The organism is Pseudomonas sp. ICMP 8385, assembly GCF_002699915.1.
GTDB classification, from domain to species: domain Bacteria; phylum Pseudomonadota; class Gammaproteobacteria; order Pseudomonadales; family Pseudomonadaceae; genus Aquipseudomonas; species Aquipseudomonas gessardii.
Map to the genome: position 1 here is coordinate 345,438 of NZ_LKBY01000001.1, position 21,515 is coordinate 366,952.

A 21,515-nucleotide genomic window follows, 5' to 3' on the forward strand; every position below is an offset into this window, starting at 1 on the left:
CGCCGGGGGGGCTAACTATTTAACGGGTGGCCGTCCCGGCGCGGGGTCTGGTTCAAGCGCTTGTTGAACTCCAGCCACGCTGCCAACCCGGCCATCAGTACCAGCCCCAGCAGGGCACTGAAAATCTGCATCGGCCAGGCGTCGTTGACCTGGGCGTTGAGCATGTCCGCCAGTGGCGCGAGCAACACCCCCAGGCAGAACACTTCCAGGGAATAGCGGCCCATGCGACAGCTTTGTTGCGCCAGCCAGTTGTGCGTCCAGCCACGGCCGGGCAGCAGCTTGGCGGTGACATAGGCCAGGGCCAGGAAGTGCAGTAAACGTACGGGGGACAGGTCGGTCTTGCTGATGGGGTACAGTAGCTCGCTCAACACGGCGGGCATCACGGCATCATGGATCTGGGGCCAACGCCAGGACAGGGTGATCACCCCAGCCAGCAGTGTGTAGGTCGCCGCGGCCAGAAACACGGGCTGCTGGTGCAAGGCCCGGGTTTGCGGCGCCCGTGGCTGGCCGGCGTGGATCGCCGCCGCGCCGCCGAGTACGAACAGAAACTGCCAGGTCACCGGGTTGAAGTACCACACCCCATCGGCAATTGCCGCCAGGTTCCAGCCCAGCCTTGGCGCCAGCAGGTACACCACCAGTGACACCGCCACCACCGCCAGGGGCTTGCGCACCAGCACCGGCAGCACCAGCGGCAAGCCGAGCAAGAGCACGATATACAACGGCAACGGGTCCATCAGGTTGGGTTTGAAGCGCAGCAGCAACTCATCGGTCAGGGCTTGTTGCGGGTTGGTGATGAAGTGCGTCAGGCCCATTTCCTGGACCAGGTCGCGGGTTTCCACCTTGCTGTTGGCGAAGAACACGATGCCCATCAGCATCGCCAGCAAGAAGATATGCACCACATACAACACCCAGGCGCGGCGCAGGATTTTCAGGCAGGCCATCCAGTAGCCTTCGCGCTGCAACACCTTGCTGTAGGCCAGTACCGAGGCGTAGCCGGCAAGGAACACGAAGACCTCGGCGGCATCGCTGAAACCGAAGTTACGCAGGGTGATCTGGCCGAGAGGGTTGTGGGGCACGTGATCCCAGAAAATGAAGATCAACGCCAGGCCCCGAAAAAAATCGATGCGTGGGTCGCGTCCGTTAAGCATGGCTGCGGGCTCTTGAACAATTGAGTGAAATAGTGACCCGTGGGGCTTGGCAGTGGTCGAGCCGCACGTCGGGCGGGCGCAGGTTGGCGGTATTTGTAAGCAATTGCAAAGGTTGGGTATTACTGAATGTCTCAATTGTGGGATGGGCTGCTGCCGTTCGTCGTATAACCGCCTCTACCTGTTATTTATGACAGTAGACGCGCTGTTTTGCGCATGGCTTGCTTGCCCATCGGCTAATGGATAATGAGGCGTGACGGTGGCATGAGCAGGCTATGGACGGGGTTCTCCAGCTACACGGTGATCGGCATCGCCAACACCGTGATCCACTGGCAGGTCTTTTTCGTGCTCAGGGCCGCCTTGGACCTCAGCCAGGCGCTCAGCAACCTTCTGGCTTTTTGCGTAGCCGCGACCTTCTCGTTTTTTGTGAATGCCACGTTCACCTTTGGCGTAGCGGCTTCGGTTGGCCGTTACCTGGTGTTCATGCTGTGCCTGGGCAGCCTGAGCCTGGCGGTGGGCTGGATGGGGGACTATTGGCGTTTGCCCGGGCTCGTCACGGTGGTGGTGTTTTCCCTTAGCAGCCTGGTGTGTGGCTTCTTGCTGGCCAAGTACCTGGTGTTTCGCAGGCCTGAACCATGAGGCTCTCGCTGATCGTGCCGTTGTTCAATGAAGAGCAGGCGATCGAGACATTTTACCGGGCCGTACACAGCGAGCCGTCGCTGCAGGCGTATGACGTCGAGATCGTCTTTATCAACGACGGCAGCACGGATCGCACGCAGACTATCGCCAGGGAGATTGCCCTGCTCGATCGCAACGTGGTGCTGATCAACTTCTCCCGCAACTTCGGTAAGGAGGCGGCGCTGTTCGCCGGCCTGGAATACGCCAGTGGCGAGGCGGTGGTGCCGATGGATGTCGACCTGCAAGACCCGGTGCCAGTGGTTGCCCGCTTGATTGATGAGTGGCACAAGGGCGCCGATGTGGTCCTGGCCAAGCGCCGCGACCGTTCCAGCGACAGCTACCTCAAACGCCACAGCGCCTCGCTGTTCTACCACCTGCTCAATCGCATCGCCTACACCCATATCGAAGAAAACGTCGGTGACTTCCGCCTCATGGACCGCAAGGTGGTGGACGTGATCAAGGCGTTGCCGGAGCAGCAACTGTTTATGAAAGGCGTGCTGTCGTGGGCGGGGTTCACGGTGGCCATTGTCGAATATGACCGGGCATCGCGGGTGCTCGGCCAGAGCAAGTTCAACGCCTGGAAACTATGGAACCTGGCGCTGGAGGGCATTACGTCGTTCAGTACCTTGCCGCTGCGGCTATGGAGTTATATCGGTGCCTGCATTTCGTTACTGGCGCTGGGGTATGCGGGGTATTTGATCATCGACAAGTTGCTGTTTGGCAATGATGTGCCGGGTTATCCGTCGTTGATGACGGCGATTCTGTTTTTGGGCGGCGTGCAACTGATCGGGATCGGTATTTTGGGGGAGTATGTGGGGCGGATTTATATGGAGGCCAAGCATCGGCCGCGGTATGTGATTAAGGATGTGATTTCGCGAAAGCAAACAATTTGAAAGACTAGCCTTGCAGTGTCGAAGGACAGTGCGCGTGGGAGGTACTAAGTGAAAATTGTTGACATGGAGCTGTCATCGAGTCAGATGCTGAGTTTTTTCTGCGTGGCGAATCTGATTTTTGTAATTCCGTTGATGTTGGCCGATTATTTATATATCGATGATAGTTGGCGTACTCAGTCGGCAGGTCTGGGGTGGGCAGACAGTGGGAGAATACTGGTTGAATGGTTATATAAAGGGCTAAGCTTTACGAGTGCTGCACCGAATATTTTCCCGCTGCCGCTTTTGATTTGCGTCGTGGTGATGGCTTTTGCATTAAGGGCTTTGGTTGTAAGTTTCTTTTTACGTCCGACACTCAGTAGTTGTTTTGTGGTGTTGCCGCTTTGGTACAGTCCTTACTTTTTGCAGAGTCTATCCTATCAGTATGACGGCCCTGCTATGGGGCTAGGGGTTGCGGCTGTTATATTTTCTATTGCCTACAAGGGGCGGTCGCTATTTTCTAATATAGTAGTGCCTGCCATATTGCTGGCAGTAGGCCTGAGTTTTTATCAGGTAGTGATAAATGTTTATATTGGTCTGGTGTGTATTGAACGGCTGATGATTGCACATGATCAACAAAGCCTATATGTAAATTTGATCAGGTTAAGGGATCGGTTGCTGCAGTTGTTGGTTGCGCTGCTTATATATTTGGCGACGGCCTTCCAACTCATGACGGAGGAGCGGACGGCTATGCGCCAGTTCGCTGATGGGTGGCCAGTCAAACTGGTAGCAGATTTGAAGTTGGCTAGCCAGCGGGTGGGATTGCTCTATCACGAAGATAACGCTTGGTTGTGCGGGCTGCTTATTTTATTAGCGGTTGCCGGGTTTTGTATTGTGGTGCGAGGTGTTCTGCTTTCTGCGGATAGGGTGTCTCATAAAATTATTCATTGTTTGCTGTGTATATGTGTTGTTCCGGTGGTGCTGTTATCAATCCCCGGTATAGCTCTGGCTTTTGATTATTTTAACGATGAGGCCCGGTTGATGATGGGCGTATCGACACTCTTGGTGCTGATATTATTTTTGAGTTATCGTGCGCTTAGGTTGATTCATGTAAATGGTGCTTTGTTGTTGGTGGTGCCCTTGATGGCAATGCTTTCTTTTTCATATGCCCATGGGCGTATGTTGAGTTTGCATAAGACCTTGGGGGAAAGTGTTGCGCGTTATCTTTCCTATGATCTTATAAGTCATGCTGATTTGCGCCGTGTAAAGGTTTTTTACATGGTGAGAAACTCTACGAAGGGCTGGCTTGTTGGTGGCGATGGCACAATGTCTGCGTTGCCTTTTATGCGGTATGTAGTGAATATGAGCTTTATCCTGCTCCCGGAGATGTTGCCTAGAATCGGGGGTGTCAACAATGTGTTGTCTATGGAAGAAAAAAAATTTAGGTCGGTTTCTGTTCGTTGTCAGGAAAATATTATAGTTGCAAACAAATTTTATGATGTGTGTACTGTAGGTGAGTCTGGCTATGTCGTAATGAAGTTAATGGATCTCGGTGATGTTTATATCAGTCAGTAACACCCGTAATATGATGAGGCAGTCCTTTGAAGGGGCCCCGTGTGGATGTCCAGCTATCAGGCAATTGCTGAGCGAGCGAGACAAAATCGAGTAACGGCATGGTGAACCTCCTTGTTTCAACGATGCCGTCGGTGGTCCGGTTCAGCAGCGGGGGATTGTTTAAAACCCATCCATCAACAGCACCCGACACGCCTTGGCCTGATGCGCGTTTATCTGCGGCACCAGCCGGGTGAAGTGCTCGGTCTGGCAGTGTGCATCCAGCGCGGCCTGGTCCGGCCATTGCTCGATAAAGATAAAGTGCCCCGGGTCTTTTTGGTCGACAAACAGATCGTAGGCAATGCACAGCGGTTCCTGGCGGGTTTTTTCCACCAGTTCGGCGTACCAGGGGCGTACGGTGTCCAAGTGTTCGGGTTGGATAAAGTCTTCAGCGATTACCTTCAACATCACAGCGGTCCTTTTAGGCAGCGTCTACTTCATGGGGCTCGAAACTGTCGGCCCGGGCCATTTGCCACATGCGCGAATAGAACTCGCCGTTCACTTCGCCGGTCAACAATTCCCCAGGCTTTAAGAACACATGCAACTGCGAGAACAGCTTGATCTCGGTGGCCGACATGCGCCGCACCAGGTGTTTGGCCGACAGTTGCGATGGATGATCCAGGCCGGCCGCCGCGAGCATTTCCGCCAGGGCCTTGAGGGTGTTGCGGTGGAAGTTGAACACGCGCTGGGCCTTGTCCGGCACCACCAGTGCGCGTTGGCGCAAGGGGTCCTGGGTGGCCACGCCGGTCGGGCATTTGTTGGTGTGGCAGCTTTGCGACTGAATGCAGCCGATGGCGAACATAAAGCCCCGGGCCGAGTTGGCCCAGTCGGCGCCGATGGCCAGCACGCTGGCGATATCGAAGGCGCTGACGATCTTGCCGCTGGCGCCGAGCTTGATCTTGTCACGCAGGTTCAGGCCCACCAGGGTGTTGTGCACAAACAGCAGGCCTTCGCGCAGGGGCACGCCGATATGGTCGGTGAACTCCACGGGCGCAGCGCCGGTGCCACCTTCCTTGCCGTCGACCACAATAAAGTCCGGCAGGATCCCGGTTTCCAGCATGGCCTTGGCAATGCCCATGAACTCCCACGGGTGGCCCAGGCAGAACTTGAAGCCCACCGGTTTGCCACCGGACAGCTCACGCAATTGCGCGATGAATTGCATCAGTTCAATCGGCGTGGAAAACGCGCTGTGGCGTGATGGCGAGATGCAATCTTCGCCCATCAGAATGCCGCGGGTCTCGGCGATTTCCTGGGTTACCTTGTGCTTGGGCAGGATCCCGCCGTGGCCGGGCTTGGCGCCCTGGCTCATCTTGATTTCAATCATCCGTACTTGCGGGTTTTGCGCCTGCACCGCAAAGCGTTGCGGGTCGAAACGGCCGTCGCGGGTGCGGCAGCCGAAGTAGCCGCTGCCCAGCTCCCAGGTCAGGTCGCCGCCGTGTTCCCGGTGGTAGGCGCTGATGCTGCCCTCGCCGGTGTCGTGGGCGAAGTTGCCGAGCTTGGCGCCCTGGTTGAGGGCGCGGATGGCATTGGCGCTCAACGAGCCGAAACTCATGGCCGAGATATTGAACACCGACGCCGAATACGGCTGGGTGCACTGCGGGCCGCCGACCATCACGCGAAAGGCGCTGGGGTCGCTCAACGGGGCCGGGCGCATGGAGTGGCCGATAAACTCGAAGCCGGACTGGTACACATCGATCAGGGTGCCGAAGGGTTTGTCGGCGCTTTCATTCTTGGCCCGCGAATACACCAGCGAGCGCTGGGCCCGGGAGAAGGGCAGGGCGTCGCTGTCGGACTCCAGCAGGTACTGGCGGATTTCCGGGCGGATGCCTTCCACCAGGTAGCGGATATTGCCCAGGATCGGGTAGTTGCGGCGCACCGCGTGGGGGCTTTGCAGCAGGTCGAACACGCCGATCAGGCTGAGCACGCCGGTCACCAGGGTTATCGGCCAGAGCCATTCGTGTTGGATAAAGGGGAGGCTGGCGAGGGTGAAAATGACACACACGGCAAAGAATGCATAACGGCTAAGCAACGACAGGCTCATACGGTTTCCTTGGGTTCGGACTCTCTATGACCTGTAGGAGCCGGCTCCTACAAGGTTCTATTTCTTTAGGGTGTTCACGGTTCACACTGAGCCCAAGCTTACGGGCGAGTTCCTTGCCGGGGCAACCGCATAGAGCCCAAGCCACGACGGGTATTGCAATACGTTCTCGTTTAGGTGCATTATTTACGTTACTGTATAACGTATTGATTCTGCCAAAACGCCCCGGAGGCCCCATGAAAGCTGGTATCCATCCCGACTACCGCACCGTGCTGTTCCACGATACTGCCGCCGATGTGTTTTTCCTGATCGGCTCCACTGTCGACACCGACCGCACCCACCGACACAGCGATGGCAACACTTACCCCTACATGGCCCTGGACGTGTCCAGCGCTTCCCACCCGATCTACACCGGCCAGCAGCGCAAGACCCAGGTCGAAGGGCGGATTGCCGGGTTCAACAAACGGTTTGCCTCGTTTGGTTCCAGTCCCAAGCCCGCTCAAGCCTGAACCGCCAGGGCTGTCACGCCGCGGTCTGGCGGATCGGCAGCACCACCCGGAAGGTGGTGCCGCTGCCCACTTCACTCCTCACCGAAATATCCCCATGGTGTTTCTTGACGATGCCATAGGACAGCGACAGCCCCAGGCCCGTGCCTTCGCCCACCGGCTTGGTGGTGAAAAACGGGTCGAAGATTTTCTGCAGGCTGTGCGGGGCAATCCCGCAGCCGTTGTCTGCAACCTCCAGCCAGACCTGATCGCCCTCGACCCCATTGCTCAAGGTGATTGTGCCGCGCTCCGGCCCCATGGCCTGGGCGGCGTTGATCACCAGGTTCATTACTACCTGGTTGATTTGCGAGGCCAGGCATTCGATCTCGGGCAAGGGCTGGTAATGCTTGATCACATCCGCCTTGTGCCTGAGCTCGCTGGCCACGATGTTCAGGGTCGAGTCGATCCCTTGCTGCAGGTTCGCCCATTGCCAGGCTTCGTCGTTATCGACCCGGGAGAAGTTCTTCAGGTCCTTGACGATCTGCGTCACCCGACCGATGCCATCCTTGGATTCGCGGATCAGGATCGGGATATCGTCCTTGAGGAACTCCAGGTCCAACTCTTTGCGCAAGGCGCTCAGTTGTTCAAGGCCGCCACCGGGCGCCAGGGCCGCCTCAGCCTGTTGATAGGCGTCGAGCATGCGCTGCAATTGCTTGAAGTAACCCTCCAGCGTGCCAAGGTTGGAGGTGACGAAGCCGACCGGGTTATTGATTTCGTGCGCCACCCCGGCAGCCATCTGCCCCAGGGAGGCGAGTTTTTCCGATTGGATCAACTGGCTTTCCAGCTGCTTGCGTTCGTCGATTTCCAGTTGCAAGGCCTGGCTGGCAAGGGTCAGTGCCTGGGTGCGCTGTTCGACCAGCTGTTCGAGGTTGATGGTTTTCAGGCGGGCGCGGCGGGCCATGTCCCATTTGGCCGCCAGGGTGTTGGCCATCTGTTGGACTTCGATATTGTCGAAGGGCTTTTTCAGGATCAGCAGCCGGTCGTGGCCCTTGAGGCGCGACAGCAGTTCTTCCCAGGAATAGTCCGAGTAGGCGGTACACACCACCACTTGCAGGTCCGGGTCGACTTTCCAGAGTTCTTCCATGGTCTGTGCGCCGTCCCAGCCCTGGGGCATGCGCATGTCGACAAAGGCCAGGGCGTAGGGCCGGGCTTGTTCCATGGCGGTACACAGTTGTTGCAGGCCCTCCTGGCCACCATAGGCCGAGTCCAGCTCAAACGTTGGGGCCTGGGGTTTGGCGGCCTCGCCAAACAGGGCGCTTTCCATGTCGTCCAGTGCCGCGTTCTGTTCCACAGGCGGCATGAGGATCTTGCGAAAGTCTTCGTGGATCGAGGGGGTGTCGTCAATCAGCAGGATGCGCCGGTTCGGGGGTTGATTCATGGTCAGGTCTCGGCACGCTCAAGAGGGATTTGCAGGGTAAACACGGCGCCCAGGCCGGGTCCATCGCTGTGTACGGTCAGGTGGCCATTCATTTCGATGGCCGCCAGGGCACAGCTGTGTAGGCCGAAGCCATGGCCTTCCTTGCGGGTGGTGAAACCGTGGGTAAAGATCCGCGTCATGTTCTCTGCTGGGATGCCTTCGCCGTCGTCCTTGACGCTGATCTGCAAGGTGTCGTCTGCCACGGCCTGGACCGTCAGGGTTATCTGGCGTGGCCGATCGCTGAGGTTGGACATGGCGTACTTGGCGTTGCTGATCAGGTTCACCAGGATCAGCAGCAAGCGGTGTTTGTCGGCCATGACCTCGGGGACCGGGTGAAAGTCCTTGACCACCGTGACGTGGTGGCGGTTCAAGGCGCCGGAGTTCATGCGCAGCGCGTCTTCGACCAGGGCGCTGATATGCACCGGCTCCAGCAGCTTGGAGGCCCCGGCATAGGATTGCTGGGTCGACACGATCTCTTTGATGTGGTCGACGCTCTTGGTCAGTTGCCCCAGTTCATCGGCCATGCCTTGCTGCTCGATAGCAATGGCGTCGACCAACTGATTCAAATACCCCGGCAGTAATTTGCCCTTGTCATCTTCTGTGAGGAAGGTGCCTAGGTCATGGGGGTGCTCGTTGATCAACTGCATGGCCTTGCCCAGCCCCAGGGCCTTGCTGGCCCGCAGCTTGCGGGTGACCAGGTCGGCGGAGACGTTCACGCTGTTGAGCACGTTGCCGACGTTGTGCAGCACGTTGGTGGCAATTTCCGCCATGCCGGCCTGGCGGGCGCTGTCGAGCAGCTCGCTCTGGGCGTCCTTGAGTTCCCGGGTACGCGCTTCGACCCGTTGTTCGAGGCTTTCGTTGGAGGCCTGCAAGGCCCGGTTGACCCGGTTGATCTCGGCGAAGCTGCGCAACAGGTGCACGGCCAGGTACACCAGTACCAGCATCAGCAAGGCCGAAAAGACCAGCAGGTAGCGGTGGTATTTCTGGTCGATAAGGTCGGCGGCCTGTTGGTCCTGGTTGAGTTGGGTGGTCAGCTCATCCAACTGCTCGGCCAGCGGGATCACGGCGATGCGCTCCAGCAAACTGTTGACCACCGGCTGCTCGCGCATGATCAGGGAGATGTGGTTACTGAGAATTTCGATCGGGCCCTGGAAATCTGGTGGCAGGTGTTCCTTGTTGACCGCCAGTTTGTTCAACCCGACCAGAATATCCGCTGCCTTGTCATCACTGGCTACCAGGGCGAACTCAAGACTGCTGAGCAACAGGTCGTAGGTGTCGGTGGCAATGTCTTGCAACTGCAGTCGAAGTTGGTCGTCCAGCAGGCCGAATTGCGCCTGGATATCGTCTTCGGCGTTTGGCAGGAAGGCCAGTGAGTTGCGCAAAACCGCGTTATGGGCCTTGAACTGGTCCACCAGCCGCGCCTTTTCCTGAACCGCTGCCTGATAGGTGCTTTGCAGCGCCTGCCAGTGGGTGGGGTCGGCATGGGCGTGCAGCGACTCCTGCTGCGTCAGGGTGGCCCAGAGGCTGTTCATTTCGTTGAGGGGGGCAACCAGCGGGTCATAATTGTGGGTCAGGGCAATCCGTGCCTTGAGTACCTCGCTGTCCCATTGCGCGTTCAATTGCTTGATATGGCGGATCAAGTCGCGCGATTGTGTGTAGTTGGTGCTCAGGTCCGACGAGGACTTGACGTACAGGAACACCAGGATCGAGGCCAGCACGAGGGTGATGGCGCCCAGCAGGGCCAGGCTGGAGCGGCGGGTCAGCTTCATAGCGGTTTGCCTGCCCACTCGCCGGTCAACGTCTTGAGAAACTGCACGATCAGGGTCTTGTCCTCGCTGGTGGGGATGCGTCCCAACTGATACTTGAACATCACGGCAACGGCCTCTTCCAGGGTCTTGGCCGAGGCGTCGTGAAAGTACGGGGCGGTGACGGCGACATTACGCAGGCTCGGCACCTTGAACACATGGCGGTCCTCTTCATCCTGGGTCAGGAGGTAGCGCCCCAGGTCAGCTTCCACCGGGTTGCCGCGGTCCTTGAAGTAGTCCCCCATCACGCCGAACTTCTGGTACATGTTGCCCCCGATGTTGACCCCTTGATGGCAGGCAATACAACCGTATTCCTTGAAGCGCAGGTAGCCCTGTTTTTCGTCGTAGCTGAGGATATCGGTATTGCCCAGCAGGTACCGGTCGAAGCGTGAGTTGGGTGTGAGCAGGGAGCGCTCATACGTTGCCAGGGCGCTCTGCACGTTGCTGGCCGTGACGCCATCGGCGTAGGCCTGGGTGAAGGCGTGCTGGTATTCAGGCACGGCGGCCAAGGTCGTGACGACGTTTTGCCAGGTGTTGCCCATTTCCACGGGGCTGATCACCACTTGCTCGATCTGGGCCTCCAGGGTGTCCACCCGGGCATTCCAGAACTGTTTGAAGTTCAAGGTGGCGTTGAACACTGTGGGCGTGTTGAGGGCCACGGGCTTGCCGTCAAAGCCCAGGGAGAAGGGTTTGTCATCGGCGCCACCTTTATCCAGGCGATGGCAACTGGCGCAAGACAGCGTGTTATTGATCGAAAGACGCGTTTCATTGAACAGCCGACGCCCCAACTCGACCTGTGCCGCGTCCAGGGCGGGCACCTCGGGCAGGGGCTTGAGCGCCTCATCGAGGGGGGCGGCCAGTGCCGCCGAACTGCCCAGCCAGATGCCGAGCACAAGGCTTGTGCCCCATGCCAGCGGGTAACGCGATGGTGTATTGCTCAACTTGAATTCCTTGTGAGCAGAGGATTATTGATCCGGCATCAGATGACTTCGGCCGGGTTCCAGCAGCAGGGCAAAATCCTCGGCCGCCACGGCTTTGCTGAACAGGTAGCCCTGGCCCTCCTCGCAGTTCCTGGTTTTGAGGAACTCCAACTGCTCCAGAGTCTCCACGCCTTCGGCAATGATATTCAGGTCCAGGCTCTTGCCCAGGCTGATAATGGCACTGATCAATTGCAGGTCCTGGGAACTCTCGGCCATGCCGCGAATAAACGATTGGTCGATTTTTAGCACATCGACGGGAAAGCGCCGCAGGTAACTGAGGCTGGAATAACCGGTGCCAAAGTCATCGATGGCCAGCCGCACGCCCATTTTTTTGATCTCGCGCAGGGTTGTCACGGTCTCCTCGACGTTCTGCATCAGTACGCTTTCGGTGATCTCCAGCTCCAACAGGGCGGGCGCCAGGCCCGTCTGCTCAAGGGTGGCGGCGAGGTTGGGGACAAAGTCGCGCTGGCGGAAATCGATAGCCGAAATATTCACCGAAACACAAATGGGCGCCAAGCCCTGGGCCCGCCAGCGTTGGGCCTGTGCGCAGGCCTGGCGCAATACCCACTGGCTCAAGGGCACGATCAGGCCACTGTCTTCGGCCATCGGGATAAAGGCGGATGGGTAGACCCAGCCATGGCCAGGTTGATACCAGCGGATCAGGGCTTCGGCACCGACAATCCGCCCGCTTTTCAAGTCCAGTTTCGGCTGGTAGTGCAAGACAAACTCGTCGCGCTCCAGGGCCAGGCGAATCGCGGCCTCCAGGTTTTGTTGCTGGCGCGCGATCAGGTTCATGTCTTCGATAAAGAAGCTGAAGCTGTCAGGCCCGTGCTCCTTGACGTTGCTCATGGCGGTTTCCGCCTTCTTGATCAGGTCCACGGCGTTGAAACTGTCATTGGGGTAAATGCTGATGCCAAGGCTGGCGGTGACACGCAGGTCATGGCCGGCGATATGGCGGGTACGCCCCACGGCCGTGAGGACTTTCTCGGCAATGCCCTGGGTTTGCTGGGGGTGATGAATGTCGTTGAGGATCATCACGAACTCATCCGAGCCGTAGCGGAACACCGAGTCGGATGCACGGACCGCAGCCACCAGGTCCTGGCTGACCTGTTGCAGCACTTCGTCGCCCACCGGGTGGCCCAAGGCATTGTTGATGCGCTTGAAGCGGTCCAGGCCAATGAACATAACGGCCAGTTGCGTATCGTGGCGCCTGCCCAGGGCAATGGCCTGGGTCAGCCGGTCGCCCAGCAGTGTGCTGTTGGGCAGGCTGGTGAGGGCATCGTATTGCAGCAGGTGCGAGACCTTGAGGAGCTCCTGGACCCGCTCCTCGATCGTGCGTTCCAGGCTCAACACCTTGAGCAGTGCATCCTGTGCCAATTGCCATTTCCAGGTCAGGGCACTGGCCATCTGGCGGATTTCCAGGTGGTCGAAAGGCTTTTTCAGGATCAGCAGCTGATCGTTGAACTTCAGGCGCGCTTCAATCGCTTCAAAGGAGTAGTCAGAGTAGGCCGTACACAAGGCGATCTGCAGGTTGGGGTCGATATTCCACAACTGCTCGATGGTTTCCAGGCCATCCCACCCCGGCGGCATGCGCATGTCGATAAAGGCCAGGGCGTACGGCGTGTTGTCGGCCAGCGCCTGGTGTACCAGGGCCAGGGCTTCCTGGCCCTGGTAGGCGGAGTCCAGGGAATAGCTCTGGTGCACAGGGGGCGAAGTACCGAACAGGTTTTGTTCGATGCTTTCCAGCGTCTGCTCGGCAATGGTCTCGGCACAGAGGATCTTGCGAAAGTCCTGATGGATCGACGCGGTATCGTCGACGATCAGGATGCGGCGGTTCGCACGTTCGCCCTGGGGGCTCATGACTGCCACTCACTTAGGCGCAACAGCATGGATGGGCACATAAGGCGTCCTTTCCTCAATGGCGGGGTTGAGTGAGCCAATTACTTTATCTTCAAGGGTAGCCTACTCCCTTGAAATAGTCGGTCAGTTGGCGTCAAATAAGCCGCAGTTCACCCTTTGACCTCGTGCGCTGATTGCCTGGGCAAGCGCCGCCTGCAGTCAACGGCAAGGTGCAGGGGTTTAATCTAGTTCAAGTTTGAGCAGGTGTCGCCATGGATGAGCAACTCGCTACCCCTTCCGCCTATAAACCCACGGTGTTGCTGGTCGATGACGAAGAATCGATCCTCAACAGCCTGCGCCGCCTGCTGCGCGGCCAGCCCTATGAGGTGGTGCTGGCCGGCAGCGGTGCCCAGGCCCTGGAGATCATGGCGGCCCAGCCCATCGACCTGGTAATGACCGACGCCCGGATGCCAGCCATGGACGGTGCGACGTTGCTGGCCGAAACCCACCGCCTGTACCCGGCAACCTCGCGCATCCTGCTGACGGGCTACGCCGACCTGACGATGATCATCAAGGCCATCAACGAGGGGCAGATCCACCGCTACATCAGCAAGCCGTGGAACGATGAAGAGATGCTCCTGGTTTTGCGCCAGTCCCTGGAGCATCAGTTTTCCGAGCGCGAAAGGCTGCGCCTGGAGCACCTGACCCGCGAACAGAACGATCAGCTCAAGGCGCTCAATGCCACCCTGGAAAAACGCGTGCTCTCGCGCACCAGCGAGCTGCAACAGACCGCTGACATGCTGGACCTGGCCTACGATGAGCTCAAGCGCAGCTACGTGACCGGCACCGAGGTGTTTTCCCTGCTGGCCAACCTGCGCCTGCCCAAGGAAAAGCAGACCAACCGCCCGCTGATCGAGCTGATCCGGGTCTACTGCAAGGCCCAGTCGATGGATGAGTCCAGTGTGCGCGACCTGACCATGGCTGCGGCGCTCTACAACGTCGGCAAGTTGAGTTGGGCCGACCGCATGATGATCGCCCCCTCTGACCTGCTGCACAGCACCGACCGCGAGCTGTATCGCACTTACCCGACCCAGAGCGAATCGCTGCTGATGACCCTGGAGCCGATGAAGGATGCGGCGCGCATCATCCGTCACCACCAGGAACGCTGGGACGGCAGTGGCTTTCCCGACCACCTCAAGGGGGACGGGATTCCCTTTGGCTCACGGCTATTGAAGCTGGCGGTGGACTTTATCGAGTTGCAGCGCGGCTTGATCCTTGAGCGCAACATGAACAGCGACGAAGCGCTGCTGTATATCCGCAAATACGCGGGCCGCCTGTATGACCCGGACATGGTGGAAGACTTTGTCCAGGCCTGTGCCGCGTTCCTCAGTGACGTGACCCTGGGCGACCCGAGCGTCAAGGTCCTGGGCACCCGTGAGCTGGCCGCCGGCATGGTCCTGGCGCGCAACCTCAACGCCGACAATGGCATGCTGCTGCTCAACGCCGGCAAGGTGCTTAACCTGCCGCTGGTGGACAAGCTGATCGCCTTTGAAGCCATGGAGGGCGCCAAGTACAGCGTGTTTATCAAGGAGCCCGAGGAACCTGCGCCCTCGCTGTAGGGCCAGCGGGCATTGCGGCGCAGTGCAGGGGCATGTGATCCTTTGCGCCCTTTACTCCAAGGCGTTGACTTCATGTCCAAGACCATCCGTATCGCCGCTGCCCTGTTGATCGGCAGCGACGGCCAGACCCTGCTGGTGCGCAAGCGCGGCACCCAGGCCTTCATGCAACCGGGCGGCAAGATCGATGCGGGCGAGCAACCGGCGCAGGCCCTGGCGCGCGAGCTGTACGAAGAGCTGGGGTTGCGTATCGAGCCGGCGGCGGCGCACTACCTTGGCCACTTCTCGGCACCGGCGGCCAATGAGCCGGGGTTTACCGTGGCGGCCGAGCTGTTTGAGGTGCGTATCGACGTGCCGGTGACCCCCGCCGCCGAGATTGAGGAAGTGCGCTGGATCGACCCGATGGGCGACGGCGGCCTGGCCTTGGCGCCCTTGACACGCGACCTGATCCTGCCGTTCTATCGCTCATCGCTGACCACTACTGCCTGAGCTGTCGGGCGCCAAGGACTGACCCGTGATCCCCCTCAATGACTTGCTGATTTTTGCCGCCGCCTCGCTATTGCTGGTACTCACACCCGGCCCGAACATGATCTACCTGATTTCCCGTTCGATCTGCCAGGGCCGCAAGGCCGGGGTGACGTCGCTGTTGGGTGTGGTCGCGGGGTTCTTTGTGCATTTGTTCGCCGCCGCCGCGGGTTTGACCGCCGTGTTTCTTACGGTGCCGATGGCCTATGAAGTGCTGAAATGGGCGGGCGCGCTGTACCTGTTGTGGCTGGCCTGGCAGGCGGTGAAGCCAGGCGCCCGTTCGCCGTTCGAGGCCCAGCAACTGCCTGCCGATTCGCCACGCAAGCTGGTGACCATGGGCTTTTTGACCAGTGCGCTGAACCCGAAAATCGCGGTGTTCTACCTGTCGGTGTTCCCGCAGTTCATCACCCCGGAGCACGGTTCGATCTTTACCCAGAGCCTGATGCTGGGCTTTACCCAGATCAGTGTCAGCTTTGTGGTCAACCTGCTGATCTCGCTGGGCGCCGCGAGCATTGCCGCCTGGTTTATCCACAACCCCACGTGGCTGGCGGTGCAGCGTTATTTCATGGGGTTTGTGCTGGCCGCCCTGGCGGTGCGCCTGATGCTGGAGCAACGGCGCAGCGCGTAAACACTCAGCGGACCGCGCTGACCCCATCCAGGGTGGAAAACGACGTGTCCTTGGCGGTCAGCAAAAAGTCACGCATGTACGGCGCATCCAGCATATCCGCACGGATCCCGGCGTACAGCGTGGCGAACAGCCCTTTCTCCCCCAGCCGCTTGGCCTTCACATAACCCCGCGAGCTGTACTCATGCAGCGCCCAGTGGGGCATGCCACACACGCCGCGTCCGCTGGCCACCAGTTGCATCATCATCACCGTCAGTTCCGCGGTGCGCACCTGGGCCGGCTCGACGTCGGCCGGTTCCAGGAAACGGGTGAAGATGTCCAGGCGGTCGCGCTCCACCGGGTAGGTGATCAGGGTTTCGCTGAGCAAATCCTCGGGCACGATATACGGCTTGTGCGCCAGGGCGTGCTGGTTGGCCACGGCGAGCATGGCTTCGTAGGTGAACAACGGCACATAGGTGATGCCCGCCAGCTCCAGCGGGTCGGAGGTCACCACCAGGTCCAGGTCGCCACGGGCCAGGGCTGGCAGCGGGGCAAAGGCAAACCCCGAGGCCAGGTCCAGCTCGACTTCCGGCCAGGCATCGCGGAACTGGTCGATGGTTGGCATCAGCCACTGGAAGCAGCTGTGGCATTCGATCGCCATATGCAGGCGCCCGGCGGTGCCCCCGGCCAGGCGCGCAATATCCCGTTCGGCACCGCGCAGCAGCGGCAGGGTGGCATCCGCCAGTTGCAGCAGGCGCAGGCCGGCGCTGGTGAAGCGCACCGGCTTGGTCTTGCGCACAAACAGCGGCATGCCCAGGCGCTCTTCCAGCTCCTTGAACTGGTGGGACAACGCCGACTGGGTCAGGTGCAGGCGCTCGGCGGCTTCTACCAGGCTGTCGGCTTCGCGCAGGGCGTGCAGGGTCTTGAGGTGGCGGATTTCGAGCACGGGCTCTCCATGAAGACAATTTGTGACAAGTTTGGATAGCGTGAGTCTGTCTCATGTTGAGCAGGCTGTCGACCATGACCGCTGGGCACTCTTCATCAAACTGTCACGTAACTGTGGCAGCGCGCTTGAACAAACTTCATCAGACTCGCGCTCTACTGGGGTTCTGTGTTTCGGTGTTTTCCATGCGCGTGTTGTTTTTACTGGCCGCTCTCTTGTTCGGCCTGCCGTCGTTTGCGGCGTCTCGATGTGATGTCAATGTCCCGACTGAGCGGGTCGACCTGGCCACGGTGAGCCTGGCGTACCAGAGCATTGGCCGTGCTTCCGATCCGGCGTTGCTGCTGGTGATGGGCTTGGGCGGGCAGTTGATCCATTGGCCGGACGAAGTGGTGGTCGCCCTGTGCCAACAAGGTTTTCGGGTGATTCGCTACGACAACCGCGACGTCGGTCTGTCCACCTGGCGCCAGGCCCCGGCCAGCGCCAACCTGACCTTTGAAGTGTTGCGCTACAAACTGGGCCTGCCGGTGGCCGCGCCCTACACCCTGACCGATATGGCCGACGATGCCCTGGGGTTGATGGATGCGCTACAGATCCGCCAGTTCCATGTGCTGGGCGCCAGCATGGGCGGGATGATCGCCCAGCACCTGGCGGCCATGGCGCCGCAGCGCGTGGAAAGCCTGACCCTGATCATGACCAGCTCCGGCGCCGAAGGCTTGCCCGCGCCGAATGCCGCGCTGGTGCAACTGCTGTCACGGCGCAGCGCGCCCAACCGCGCAGTGGCCCTGGAGCAACAGGCCGACTTGCTGGCGGCCCTGGGCAGCCCCCAGGTCCAGGATGATCGCCAGGCGTTGTTGCAGCAGGCGGCGCAGTCCTATGACCGCGCGTTCAACCCCGAGGGGGTGAAGCGCCAGATCATGGCGATCCTCGCGGAGCCGAGCCGGGTGCCGCTGCTCAACCAACTGCGGGTGCCGACCCTGGTGGTACACGGCACGGCCGACCCGTTGCTGCCGGTGATGCATGGCGTGCACCTGGCGGCGCATATCCAGGGCAGCCAGTTGCGGCTGATCCCGGGCCTGGCCCATCGTTTCCAGGAGGCCTTCAAGGCGCCGTTGCTGGCGGCGGTGTTGCCGTACCTGCAAGCCCACCGCGCAGAGGCGGCGCATTGGGCGCAGGTCGAACCGCTGGCCCCCGCCAAGGTTTTATGACGGCCGCGTAGAGGTGTATGGTGCGAACTTTGTGGCGTGTAATGCCTGCGAGGTTGCCTGAATGAGTACTTCCCTGAAAATCGATTTTGTCAGCGACGTGTCCTGCCCCTGGTGCGTCATCGGCCTGCGCGGCCTGACCGAGGCCCTGGACCAACTGGGCGCCGAAGTGCAGGCCCAGATCCACTTCCAGCCTTTCGAGCTGAACCCGAACATGCCCGCCGAAGGGCAAAACATCGTGGAACACATCACCGAAAAATACGGCTCCAGTGCCGAAGAGTCCCAGGCCAACCGCGCGCGCATCCGCGACATGGGCGCCGCCCTGGGCTTTGCGTTTCGCACCGATGGCCAAAGCCGTATCTACAACACCTTCGACGCCCATCGCCTGCTGCATTGGGCCGGCCTCGAGGGCTTGCAGTACAACCTCAAGGAAGCGCTGTTCAAGGCTTACTTCAGCGATGGCCAGGACCCGTCCGACCACGCCACGTTGGCGATCATTGCCGAAAGCGTTGGCCTGGACCTCCAGCGCGCAGCCGAGATCCTGGCCTCGGACGAGTACGCCGCCGAGGTGCGCGAGCAGGAGCAACTGTGGGTATCGCGCGGGGTGAGTTCGGTGCCGACCATCGTGTTCAACGACCAGTACGCGGTCAGCGGCGGGCAGCCGGTTGAGGCGTTTGTCGGTGCTATCCGCCAGATCATCAACGAGTCCAAGGCCTAAAGCCGAGCGCAAAGCAAAATGTGGGAGCTGGCTTGCCTGCGATGGCGGTGTATCAGCTAAGTATCTTTCAACTGGCCCACCGCCATCGCGGGCAAGCCCGCTCCCACACAAGCCCGCGCCACACATGGGTTCATTGTGTAATCATCCAACCCTGGCCCATCCCTTGCATTACCCCCCTAAAGCCCAGCCGGTAGGCGGCTGGGCACTGCCAGGGGGGCACATTACCTTGAATATCCTCGATCTCGACCACAGCCTCACGGCCCAGGCGCCCATCGCCCGGCGTTTGGCCAGTGGTCAGGCCACGCGCCTGGACCTGCTCGACCTGGGTCCGAAGCTGCGCCTGTGGTCCACCGAAAAAACCTGGAAGCGCTTTGCCCAGCGCCTGGCCCAACGGCCCCGGCCAGGCACGGCGCGCCCGGAAATCTTCTTTGTCGGCTCCGGCGACTATCACCACCTGACCCCGGCTTTTCTCGCCGAGGTGCAGGAGCCCATCAGCCTGATCCACTTCGACAACCACCCCGACTGGGTACGCCTGGCTCCGCGCCGGCACTGCGGTTCGTGGGTCAACCAGGCCCTGAAGATGCCGGCGATCCAGCGCATCGTCACCCTCGGCCCGTGCAGCGACGACCTGCACAACCCGCAACTGCGCGGCGGCAACCTCGGCGCCCTCAAGCGTGGGCACTTGCAGTTGTTTCCCTGGCAGCACGCGCCGTCGAAAGTCTGGGGCCGGGTAGGGGATGGCGCCGGCCATGCACAACAGGAGAACCACCTGCACTGGCGCAACCTCGCTGAGCTTGATTGGCCCGCATTCCTTGAGCAGATGATCGCCAGCCTGCCCACCGAGGCGGTGTGGATCACCCTCGACAAGGATGTGCTGGCCAGCGAGGACGCGGCCACCAACTGGGACCAGGGCGGCATGCGCCTGACCCACCTGTTGCAGGCGCTGCGGATGCTGGCGGCGAGCAAACGGATCGTCGGCATCGACGTGTGTGGCGAGTTTGCCCAGCCGGCGTTCAGCAACGCCTTCAAACGGTGGGAAGCCAAGTCCGACCAACCCCCGGCCGAGCGCTGGAGCGCGGACGACCTGCTGCGTAACGCGACCACCAATGAAGCGTTGATCAACCTGTTCGAGGAGCTGTTTCCGTGACCCTGACTGTGGTGTTGCTGGTGGCCTTTTCCATCGTGCTCGATGTGATCGGCCAGCTGTGTTTCAAACTGGGCCTGGACCGTTTGCCGGAGCTGGAGGGCGGGTTTCGCCTGAATGCCTTCTGGGGCCAGGTGTTCAATGCGCCGTTGCTGTGGGCGGGCATCGGCGCCTATGTGATCGAGTTTTTCGTCTGGCTCGAAGCCTTGTCCCGCGCGCCGTTGAGCCTGCTGTTCCCGGCCGCCGCCCTGGCCTATTGCGGGGTGGTGCTGGCGGGCAAGGTGGTGCTGGGCGAAACCGTCAGCCGTCGGCGCTGGCTGGGCACGCTGGTGATTACCGCCGGGGTGATGTTGGTGGCAATAGCGGGAGCACAATCATGAATTCGCAAGAGATGGCCCTGCGCCCGGTTGGCTGGCTGCATGGGCGCCTGGGCACCGTGGTGCTGTGGGCGTTATTGATCCTCACCGAAAGCGCCGGCCAGTTGTTTACCAAGGTGGCTGGCGATCAATTGGGGCAGATGGATTTCAACTGGCAATGGTTGGCGGCGGTGGCGGTCAACCCGGGGGTTCTCGCGGCGATCGCCTGCTATATCGGCGCATTTTTTGTGTGGATGCTGATCCTACGGCGCAGCAGCCTGTCCCTGGCCTTCCCTCTGAGTTCGTTGGTGTTTGTGGTGGTGCTGCTGGGCTCGTGGCTGGGGTTGGGCGAGCACATCAGCTTCCTGCACTGGGTGGGCGTGGTGGTGATTATTGGCGGGATTGCGCTGTTGGCCGAGGGCGAGGAAAACTGAGCTCAGACTGCAATAGCTGGCTTGTGTGGGAGCTGGCTCCCACACAAGCTTGCTCCCACATTTTGATGGGTGTCGCCCTTGAGACAATCAATCGAAGGTATAGCTGATCGCCGTCTGCACCTGCCCCTGGTTCACCTCGCCGGTCTGGCGCACGAGGCTGCTATCGGCCGCCGAACCTGTCAGGTGTATCCAACTGGCACTGGTCAGCAGCGTCCACTTGGGTGCCAGGGGGATCTGCAGGCTCTGGGTCAGGGTCAGGTTCTGGAACCCGCCGCTGGCGCTGTAGGGGCGAATCCCGGAGTTTGCCGCCTCATGCTCATCCACCCCGAAAAACGTCTGGGTCTGGCGGCCATCGGCAAAGTGTGCGACCAGGCCACTGCTGCCAATCACCCCGCCGCCCAGCGGGTAACCCAGTTCCCCGCCGAGCTTGCCGAGCACGCCGCTCTGCTCGCGGGCGCCGCCCACGGCCCGGCCCAGTTGCGCATAGACCCGCCAGAAATCGGCCGGTGCGTACTGGATAAACCCGCCGATCTCGGCCATGTCCGACACGTCCCGCAAACCCCGTAGCGGGCCATTGGCCGCGCGTCCCGGCAAGTAGTTGAGGTAGGGGCCAGCGCTGAAACCCTGGTGGTTGAGCGCGCTCCAGGTCAGGCCGTCATCGGTATCGAGGCTGACATCGCCCCACTCCAGGTCGAAGTAGGGCACCGGCACCGTGTGATAGCGGCTGCCAGTGGGCTCGCGGGGCTGGTAGCTGGCGCCAAGGCCGACCTCGCCGCTAATGCCTTGAGCCAACGCCGAGCCCGCCCAAAGGCCAAGCAAACCGGCGAACAGCGCCGAACTCATCCTGCACATCATGGTACTGCCCTCTCGAAAACATACGCGCATGAACGCGCAGGCGCGGGGGCTCACGCAAGCACTCATCTTGTTTGTAGCGACCTACAAAAATTGTAGCCTGGGCCACGGGTATTTCCCTTAGGCATCCGCCGCAAGCCCGGCCCTATTGGGTTTTGCCTACTTGGCACAGTCCCTGCTCTAACCCTGGTACA

21 protein-coding genes are annotated in these 21,515 nt (G+C 60.4%); 12 read left to right on the top strand and 9 right to left on the bottom strand.

Annotation, left to right across the window (positions count from 1 at the left end; translation table 11 throughout):
• Nucleotides 1–11 precede the first annotated feature (11 nt).
• Nucleotides 12–1,148, bottom strand: a complete 1,137-nt coding sequence (locus tag AO268_RS01575) for an OpgC family protein (protein ID WP_076962398.1) — start codon at nucleotides 1,146–1,148, stop codon at nucleotides 12–14.
• 261 nt (nucleotides 1,149–1,409) lie between these two features.
• On the opposite strand from AO268_RS01575, the gene AO268_RS01580 reads away from it, so the two are divergent.
• From AO268_RS01580 to AO268_RS01590, 3 genes are read left to right on the top strand one after another with little or no spacing between them, the layout of a single operon-like run.
• Nucleotides 1,410–1,784, top strand: coding sequence for a GtrA family protein (locus AO268_RS01580; protein WP_099167709.1), 375 nt, complete (start codon nucleotides 1,410–1,412; stop codon nucleotides 1,782–1,784).
• Entirely contained in the window at nucleotides 1,781–2,716 is a 936-nt protein-coding gene (locus tag AO268_RS01585) for a glycosyltransferase family 2 protein (protein ID WP_099167710.1), read from the top strand. The genes AO268_RS01580 and AO268_RS01585 overlap by 4 nt, the downstream gene beginning before the upstream one ends.
• 48 nt (nucleotides 2,717–2,764) lie before the next feature.
• Complete coding sequence (locus tag AO268_RS01590) at nucleotides 2,765–4,267, top strand: glucosyltransferase domain-containing protein (RefSeq protein ID WP_141562765.1); 1,503 nt, start codon at nucleotides 2,765–2,767, stop codon at nucleotides 4,265–4,267.
• A gap of 159 nt (nucleotides 4,268–4,426) precedes the next feature.
• On the opposite strand, the gene AO268_RS01595 is transcribed toward AO268_RS01590, so the two are convergent.
• Nucleotides 4,427–4,711, bottom strand: a complete 285-nt coding sequence (locus AO268_RS01595) for a putative quinol monooxygenase (RefSeq protein WP_076962402.1) — start codon at nucleotides 4,709–4,711, stop codon at nucleotides 4,427–4,429.
• Nucleotides 4,712–4,724: 13 nt separating this feature from the next.
• Entirely contained in the window at nucleotides 4,725–6,344 is a 1,620-nt protein-coding gene (locus AO268_RS01600; protein WP_076962403.1) for an FMN-binding glutamate synthase family protein, read from the bottom strand.
• A gap of 233 nt (nucleotides 6,345–6,577) precedes the next feature.
• On the opposite strand from AO268_RS01600, the gene AO268_RS01605 reads away from it, so the two are divergent.
• On the top strand, nucleotides 6,578–6,850 hold the full coding sequence (locus AO268_RS01605; protein ID WP_076962404.1) for a type B 50S ribosomal protein L31: 273 nt from the start codon (nucleotides 6,578–6,580) through the stop codon (nucleotides 6,848–6,850).
• Nucleotides 6,851–6,863: 13 nt separating this feature from the next.
• Here AO268_RS01605 and AO268_RS01610 read toward each other — a convergent pair whose 3' ends face one another.
• From AO268_RS01610 to AO268_RS01625, 4 genes are read right to left on the bottom strand one after another with little or no spacing between them, the layout of a single operon-like run.
• Nucleotides 6,864–8,264, bottom strand: coding sequence for an ATP-binding protein (locus AO268_RS01610; protein WP_099167712.1), 1,401 nt, complete (start codon nucleotides 8,262–8,264; stop codon nucleotides 6,864–6,866).
• 2 nt (nucleotides 8,265–8,266) lie between these two features.
• Entirely contained in the window at nucleotides 8,267–10,072 is a 1,806-nt protein-coding gene (locus tag AO268_RS01615) for a DAHL domain-containing protein (protein WP_099167713.1), read from the bottom strand.
• Nucleotides 10,069–11,022, bottom strand: a complete 954-nt coding sequence (locus AO268_RS01620; protein WP_099167847.1) for a cytochrome-c peroxidase — start codon at nucleotides 11,020–11,022, stop codon at nucleotides 10,069–10,071. The genes AO268_RS01615 and AO268_RS01620 overlap by 4 nt, the downstream gene beginning before the upstream one ends.
• Before the next feature lie 51 nt (nucleotides 11,023–11,073).
• Nucleotides 11,074–12,948, bottom strand: a complete 1,875-nt coding sequence (locus tag AO268_RS01625; protein WP_099167714.1) for a GGDEF/EAL domain-containing response regulator — start codon at nucleotides 12,946–12,948, stop codon at nucleotides 11,074–11,076.
• Between the two features lie 251 nt (nucleotides 12,949–13,199).
• Here AO268_RS01625 and AO268_RS01630 point away from each other — a divergent pair, with 251 nt between their 5' ends.
• From AO268_RS01630 to AO268_RS01640, 3 genes are all read left to right on the top strand, one after another.
• Entirely contained in the window at nucleotides 13,200–14,546 is a 1,347-nt protein-coding gene (locus tag AO268_RS01630; RefSeq protein ID WP_076962409.1) for an HD domain-containing phosphohydrolase, read from the top strand.
• A gap of 72 nt (nucleotides 14,547–14,618) precedes the next feature.
• Nucleotides 14,619–15,032 (top strand): NUDIX hydrolase, encoded by a 414-nt coding sequence (locus AO268_RS01635; protein WP_099167715.1) that lies wholly within the window; start codon nucleotides 14,619–14,621, stop codon nucleotides 15,030–15,032.
• 25 nt (nucleotides 15,033–15,057) lie between these two features.
• Entirely contained in the window at nucleotides 15,058–15,696 is a 639-nt protein-coding gene (locus AO268_RS01640; protein ID WP_076962411.1) for a LysE family translocator, read from the top strand.
• Between the two features lie 4 nt (nucleotides 15,697–15,700).
• On the opposite strand, the gene metR is transcribed toward AO268_RS01640, so the two are convergent.
• Nucleotides 15,701–16,618, bottom strand: coding sequence for a transcriptional regulator MetR (gene metR, locus AO268_RS01645; protein WP_076962412.1), 918 nt, complete (start codon nucleotides 16,616–16,618; stop codon nucleotides 15,701–15,703).
• Nucleotides 16,619–16,800: 182 nt separating this feature from the next.
• Between metR and AO268_RS01650 the strand changes: the two genes are divergently transcribed.
• From AO268_RS01650 to AO268_RS01670, 5 genes are all read left to right on the top strand, one after another.
• Nucleotides 16,801–17,820 carry an alpha/beta fold hydrolase gene (locus AO268_RS01650; RefSeq protein ID WP_076962413.1) on the top strand — a complete coding sequence of 340 codons (1,020 nt, stop codon included), beginning with the start codon at nucleotides 16,801–16,803 and terminating at the stop codon, nucleotides 17,818–17,820.
• A gap of 61 nt (nucleotides 17,821–17,881) precedes the next feature.
• Complete coding sequence (locus AO268_RS01655) at nucleotides 17,882–18,535, top strand: DsbA family oxidoreductase (protein ID WP_099167716.1); 654 nt, start codon at nucleotides 17,882–17,884, stop codon at nucleotides 18,533–18,535.
• A gap of 226 nt (nucleotides 18,536–18,761) precedes the next feature.
• Nucleotides 18,762–19,682, top strand: coding sequence for an arginase family protein (locus AO268_RS01660; RefSeq protein ID WP_099167717.1), 921 nt, complete (start codon nucleotides 18,762–18,764; stop codon nucleotides 19,680–19,682).
• Nucleotides 19,679–20,059 (top strand): transporter, encoded by a 381-nt coding sequence (locus tag AO268_RS01665; RefSeq protein ID WP_076962416.1) that lies wholly within the window; start codon nucleotides 19,679–19,681, stop codon nucleotides 20,057–20,059. The genes AO268_RS01660 and AO268_RS01665 overlap by 4 nt, the downstream gene beginning before the upstream one ends.
• Nucleotides 20,056–20,469 (top strand): EamA family transporter, encoded by a 414-nt coding sequence (locus AO268_RS01670; protein ID WP_076962417.1) that lies wholly within the window; start codon nucleotides 20,056–20,058, stop codon nucleotides 20,467–20,469. Before AO268_RS01665 ends, AO268_RS01670 begins: the two co-directional genes overlap by 4 nt.
• Nucleotides 20,470–20,556: 87 nt before the next feature.
• On the opposite strand, the gene AO268_RS01675 is transcribed toward AO268_RS01670, so the two are convergent.
• The gene (locus AO268_RS01675) at nucleotides 20,557–21,321 is read right to left on the bottom strand and encodes a MipA/OmpV family protein (RefSeq protein ID WP_076962436.1); all 765 of its coding nucleotides are present in this window, start codon (nucleotides 21,319–21,321) and stop codon (nucleotides 20,557–20,559) included.
• Nucleotides 21,322–21,515: the final 194 nt, after the last annotated feature.

Excerpts from the sequence above, each read along its gene's own strand:
- AO268_RS01575 (WP_076962398.1), bottom strand. The coding sequence starts at position 1,148 with ATGCTTAACGGACGCGACCCACGCATCGATTTTTTTCGGGGCCTGGCG.
- AO268_RS01580 (WP_099167709.1), top strand. The coding sequence starts at position 1,410 with ATGAGCAGGCTATGGACGGGGTTCTCCAGCTACACGGTGATCGGCATC.
- AO268_RS01585 (WP_099167710.1), top strand. The coding sequence starts at position 1,781 with ATGAGGCTCTCGCTGATCGTGCCGTTGTTCAATGAAGAGCAGGCGATC.
- AO268_RS01595 (WP_076962402.1), bottom strand. The coding sequence starts at position 4,711 with ATGTTGAAGGTAATCGCTGAAGACTTTATCCAACCCGAACACTTGGAC.
- AO268_RS01600 (WP_076962403.1), bottom strand. The coding sequence starts at position 6,344 with ATGAGCCTGTCGTTGCTTAGCCGTTATGCATTCTTTGCCGTGTGTGTC.
- AO268_RS01605 (WP_076962404.1), top strand. The coding sequence starts at position 6,578 with ATGAAAGCTGGTATCCATCCCGACTACCGCACCGTGCTGTTCCACGAT.
- AO268_RS01610 (WP_099167712.1), bottom strand. The coding sequence starts at position 8,264 with ATGAATCAACCCCCGAACCGGCGCATCCTGCTGATTGACGACACCCCC.
- AO268_RS01615 (WP_099167713.1), bottom strand. The coding sequence starts at position 10,072 with ATGAAGCTGACCCGCCGCTCCAGCCTGGCCCTGCTGGGCGCCATCACC.
- AO268_RS01625 (WP_099167714.1), bottom strand. The coding sequence starts at position 12,948 with ATGAGCCCCCAGGGCGAACGTGCGAACCGCCGCATCCTGATCGTCGAC.
- AO268_RS01630 (WP_076962409.1), top strand. The coding sequence starts at position 13,200 with ATGGATGAGCAACTCGCTACCCCTTCCGCCTATAAACCCACGGTGTTG.
- AO268_RS01635 (WP_099167715.1), top strand. The coding sequence starts at position 14,619 with ATGTCCAAGACCATCCGTATCGCCGCTGCCCTGTTGATCGGCAGCGAC.
- AO268_RS01650 (WP_076962413.1), top strand. The coding sequence starts at position 16,801 with ATGCGCGTGTTGTTTTTACTGGCCGCTCTCTTGTTCGGCCTGCCGTCG.
- AO268_RS01655 (WP_099167716.1), top strand. The coding sequence starts at position 17,882 with ATGAGTACTTCCCTGAAAATCGATTTTGTCAGCGACGTGTCCTGCCCC.
- AO268_RS01670 (WP_076962417.1), top strand. The coding sequence starts at position 20,056 with ATGAATTCGCAAGAGATGGCCCTGCGCCCGGTTGGCTGGCTGCATGGG.
- AO268_RS01675 (WP_076962436.1), bottom strand. The coding sequence starts at position 21,321 with ATGTGCAGGATGAGTTCGGCGCTGTTCGCCGGTTTGCTTGGCCTTTGG.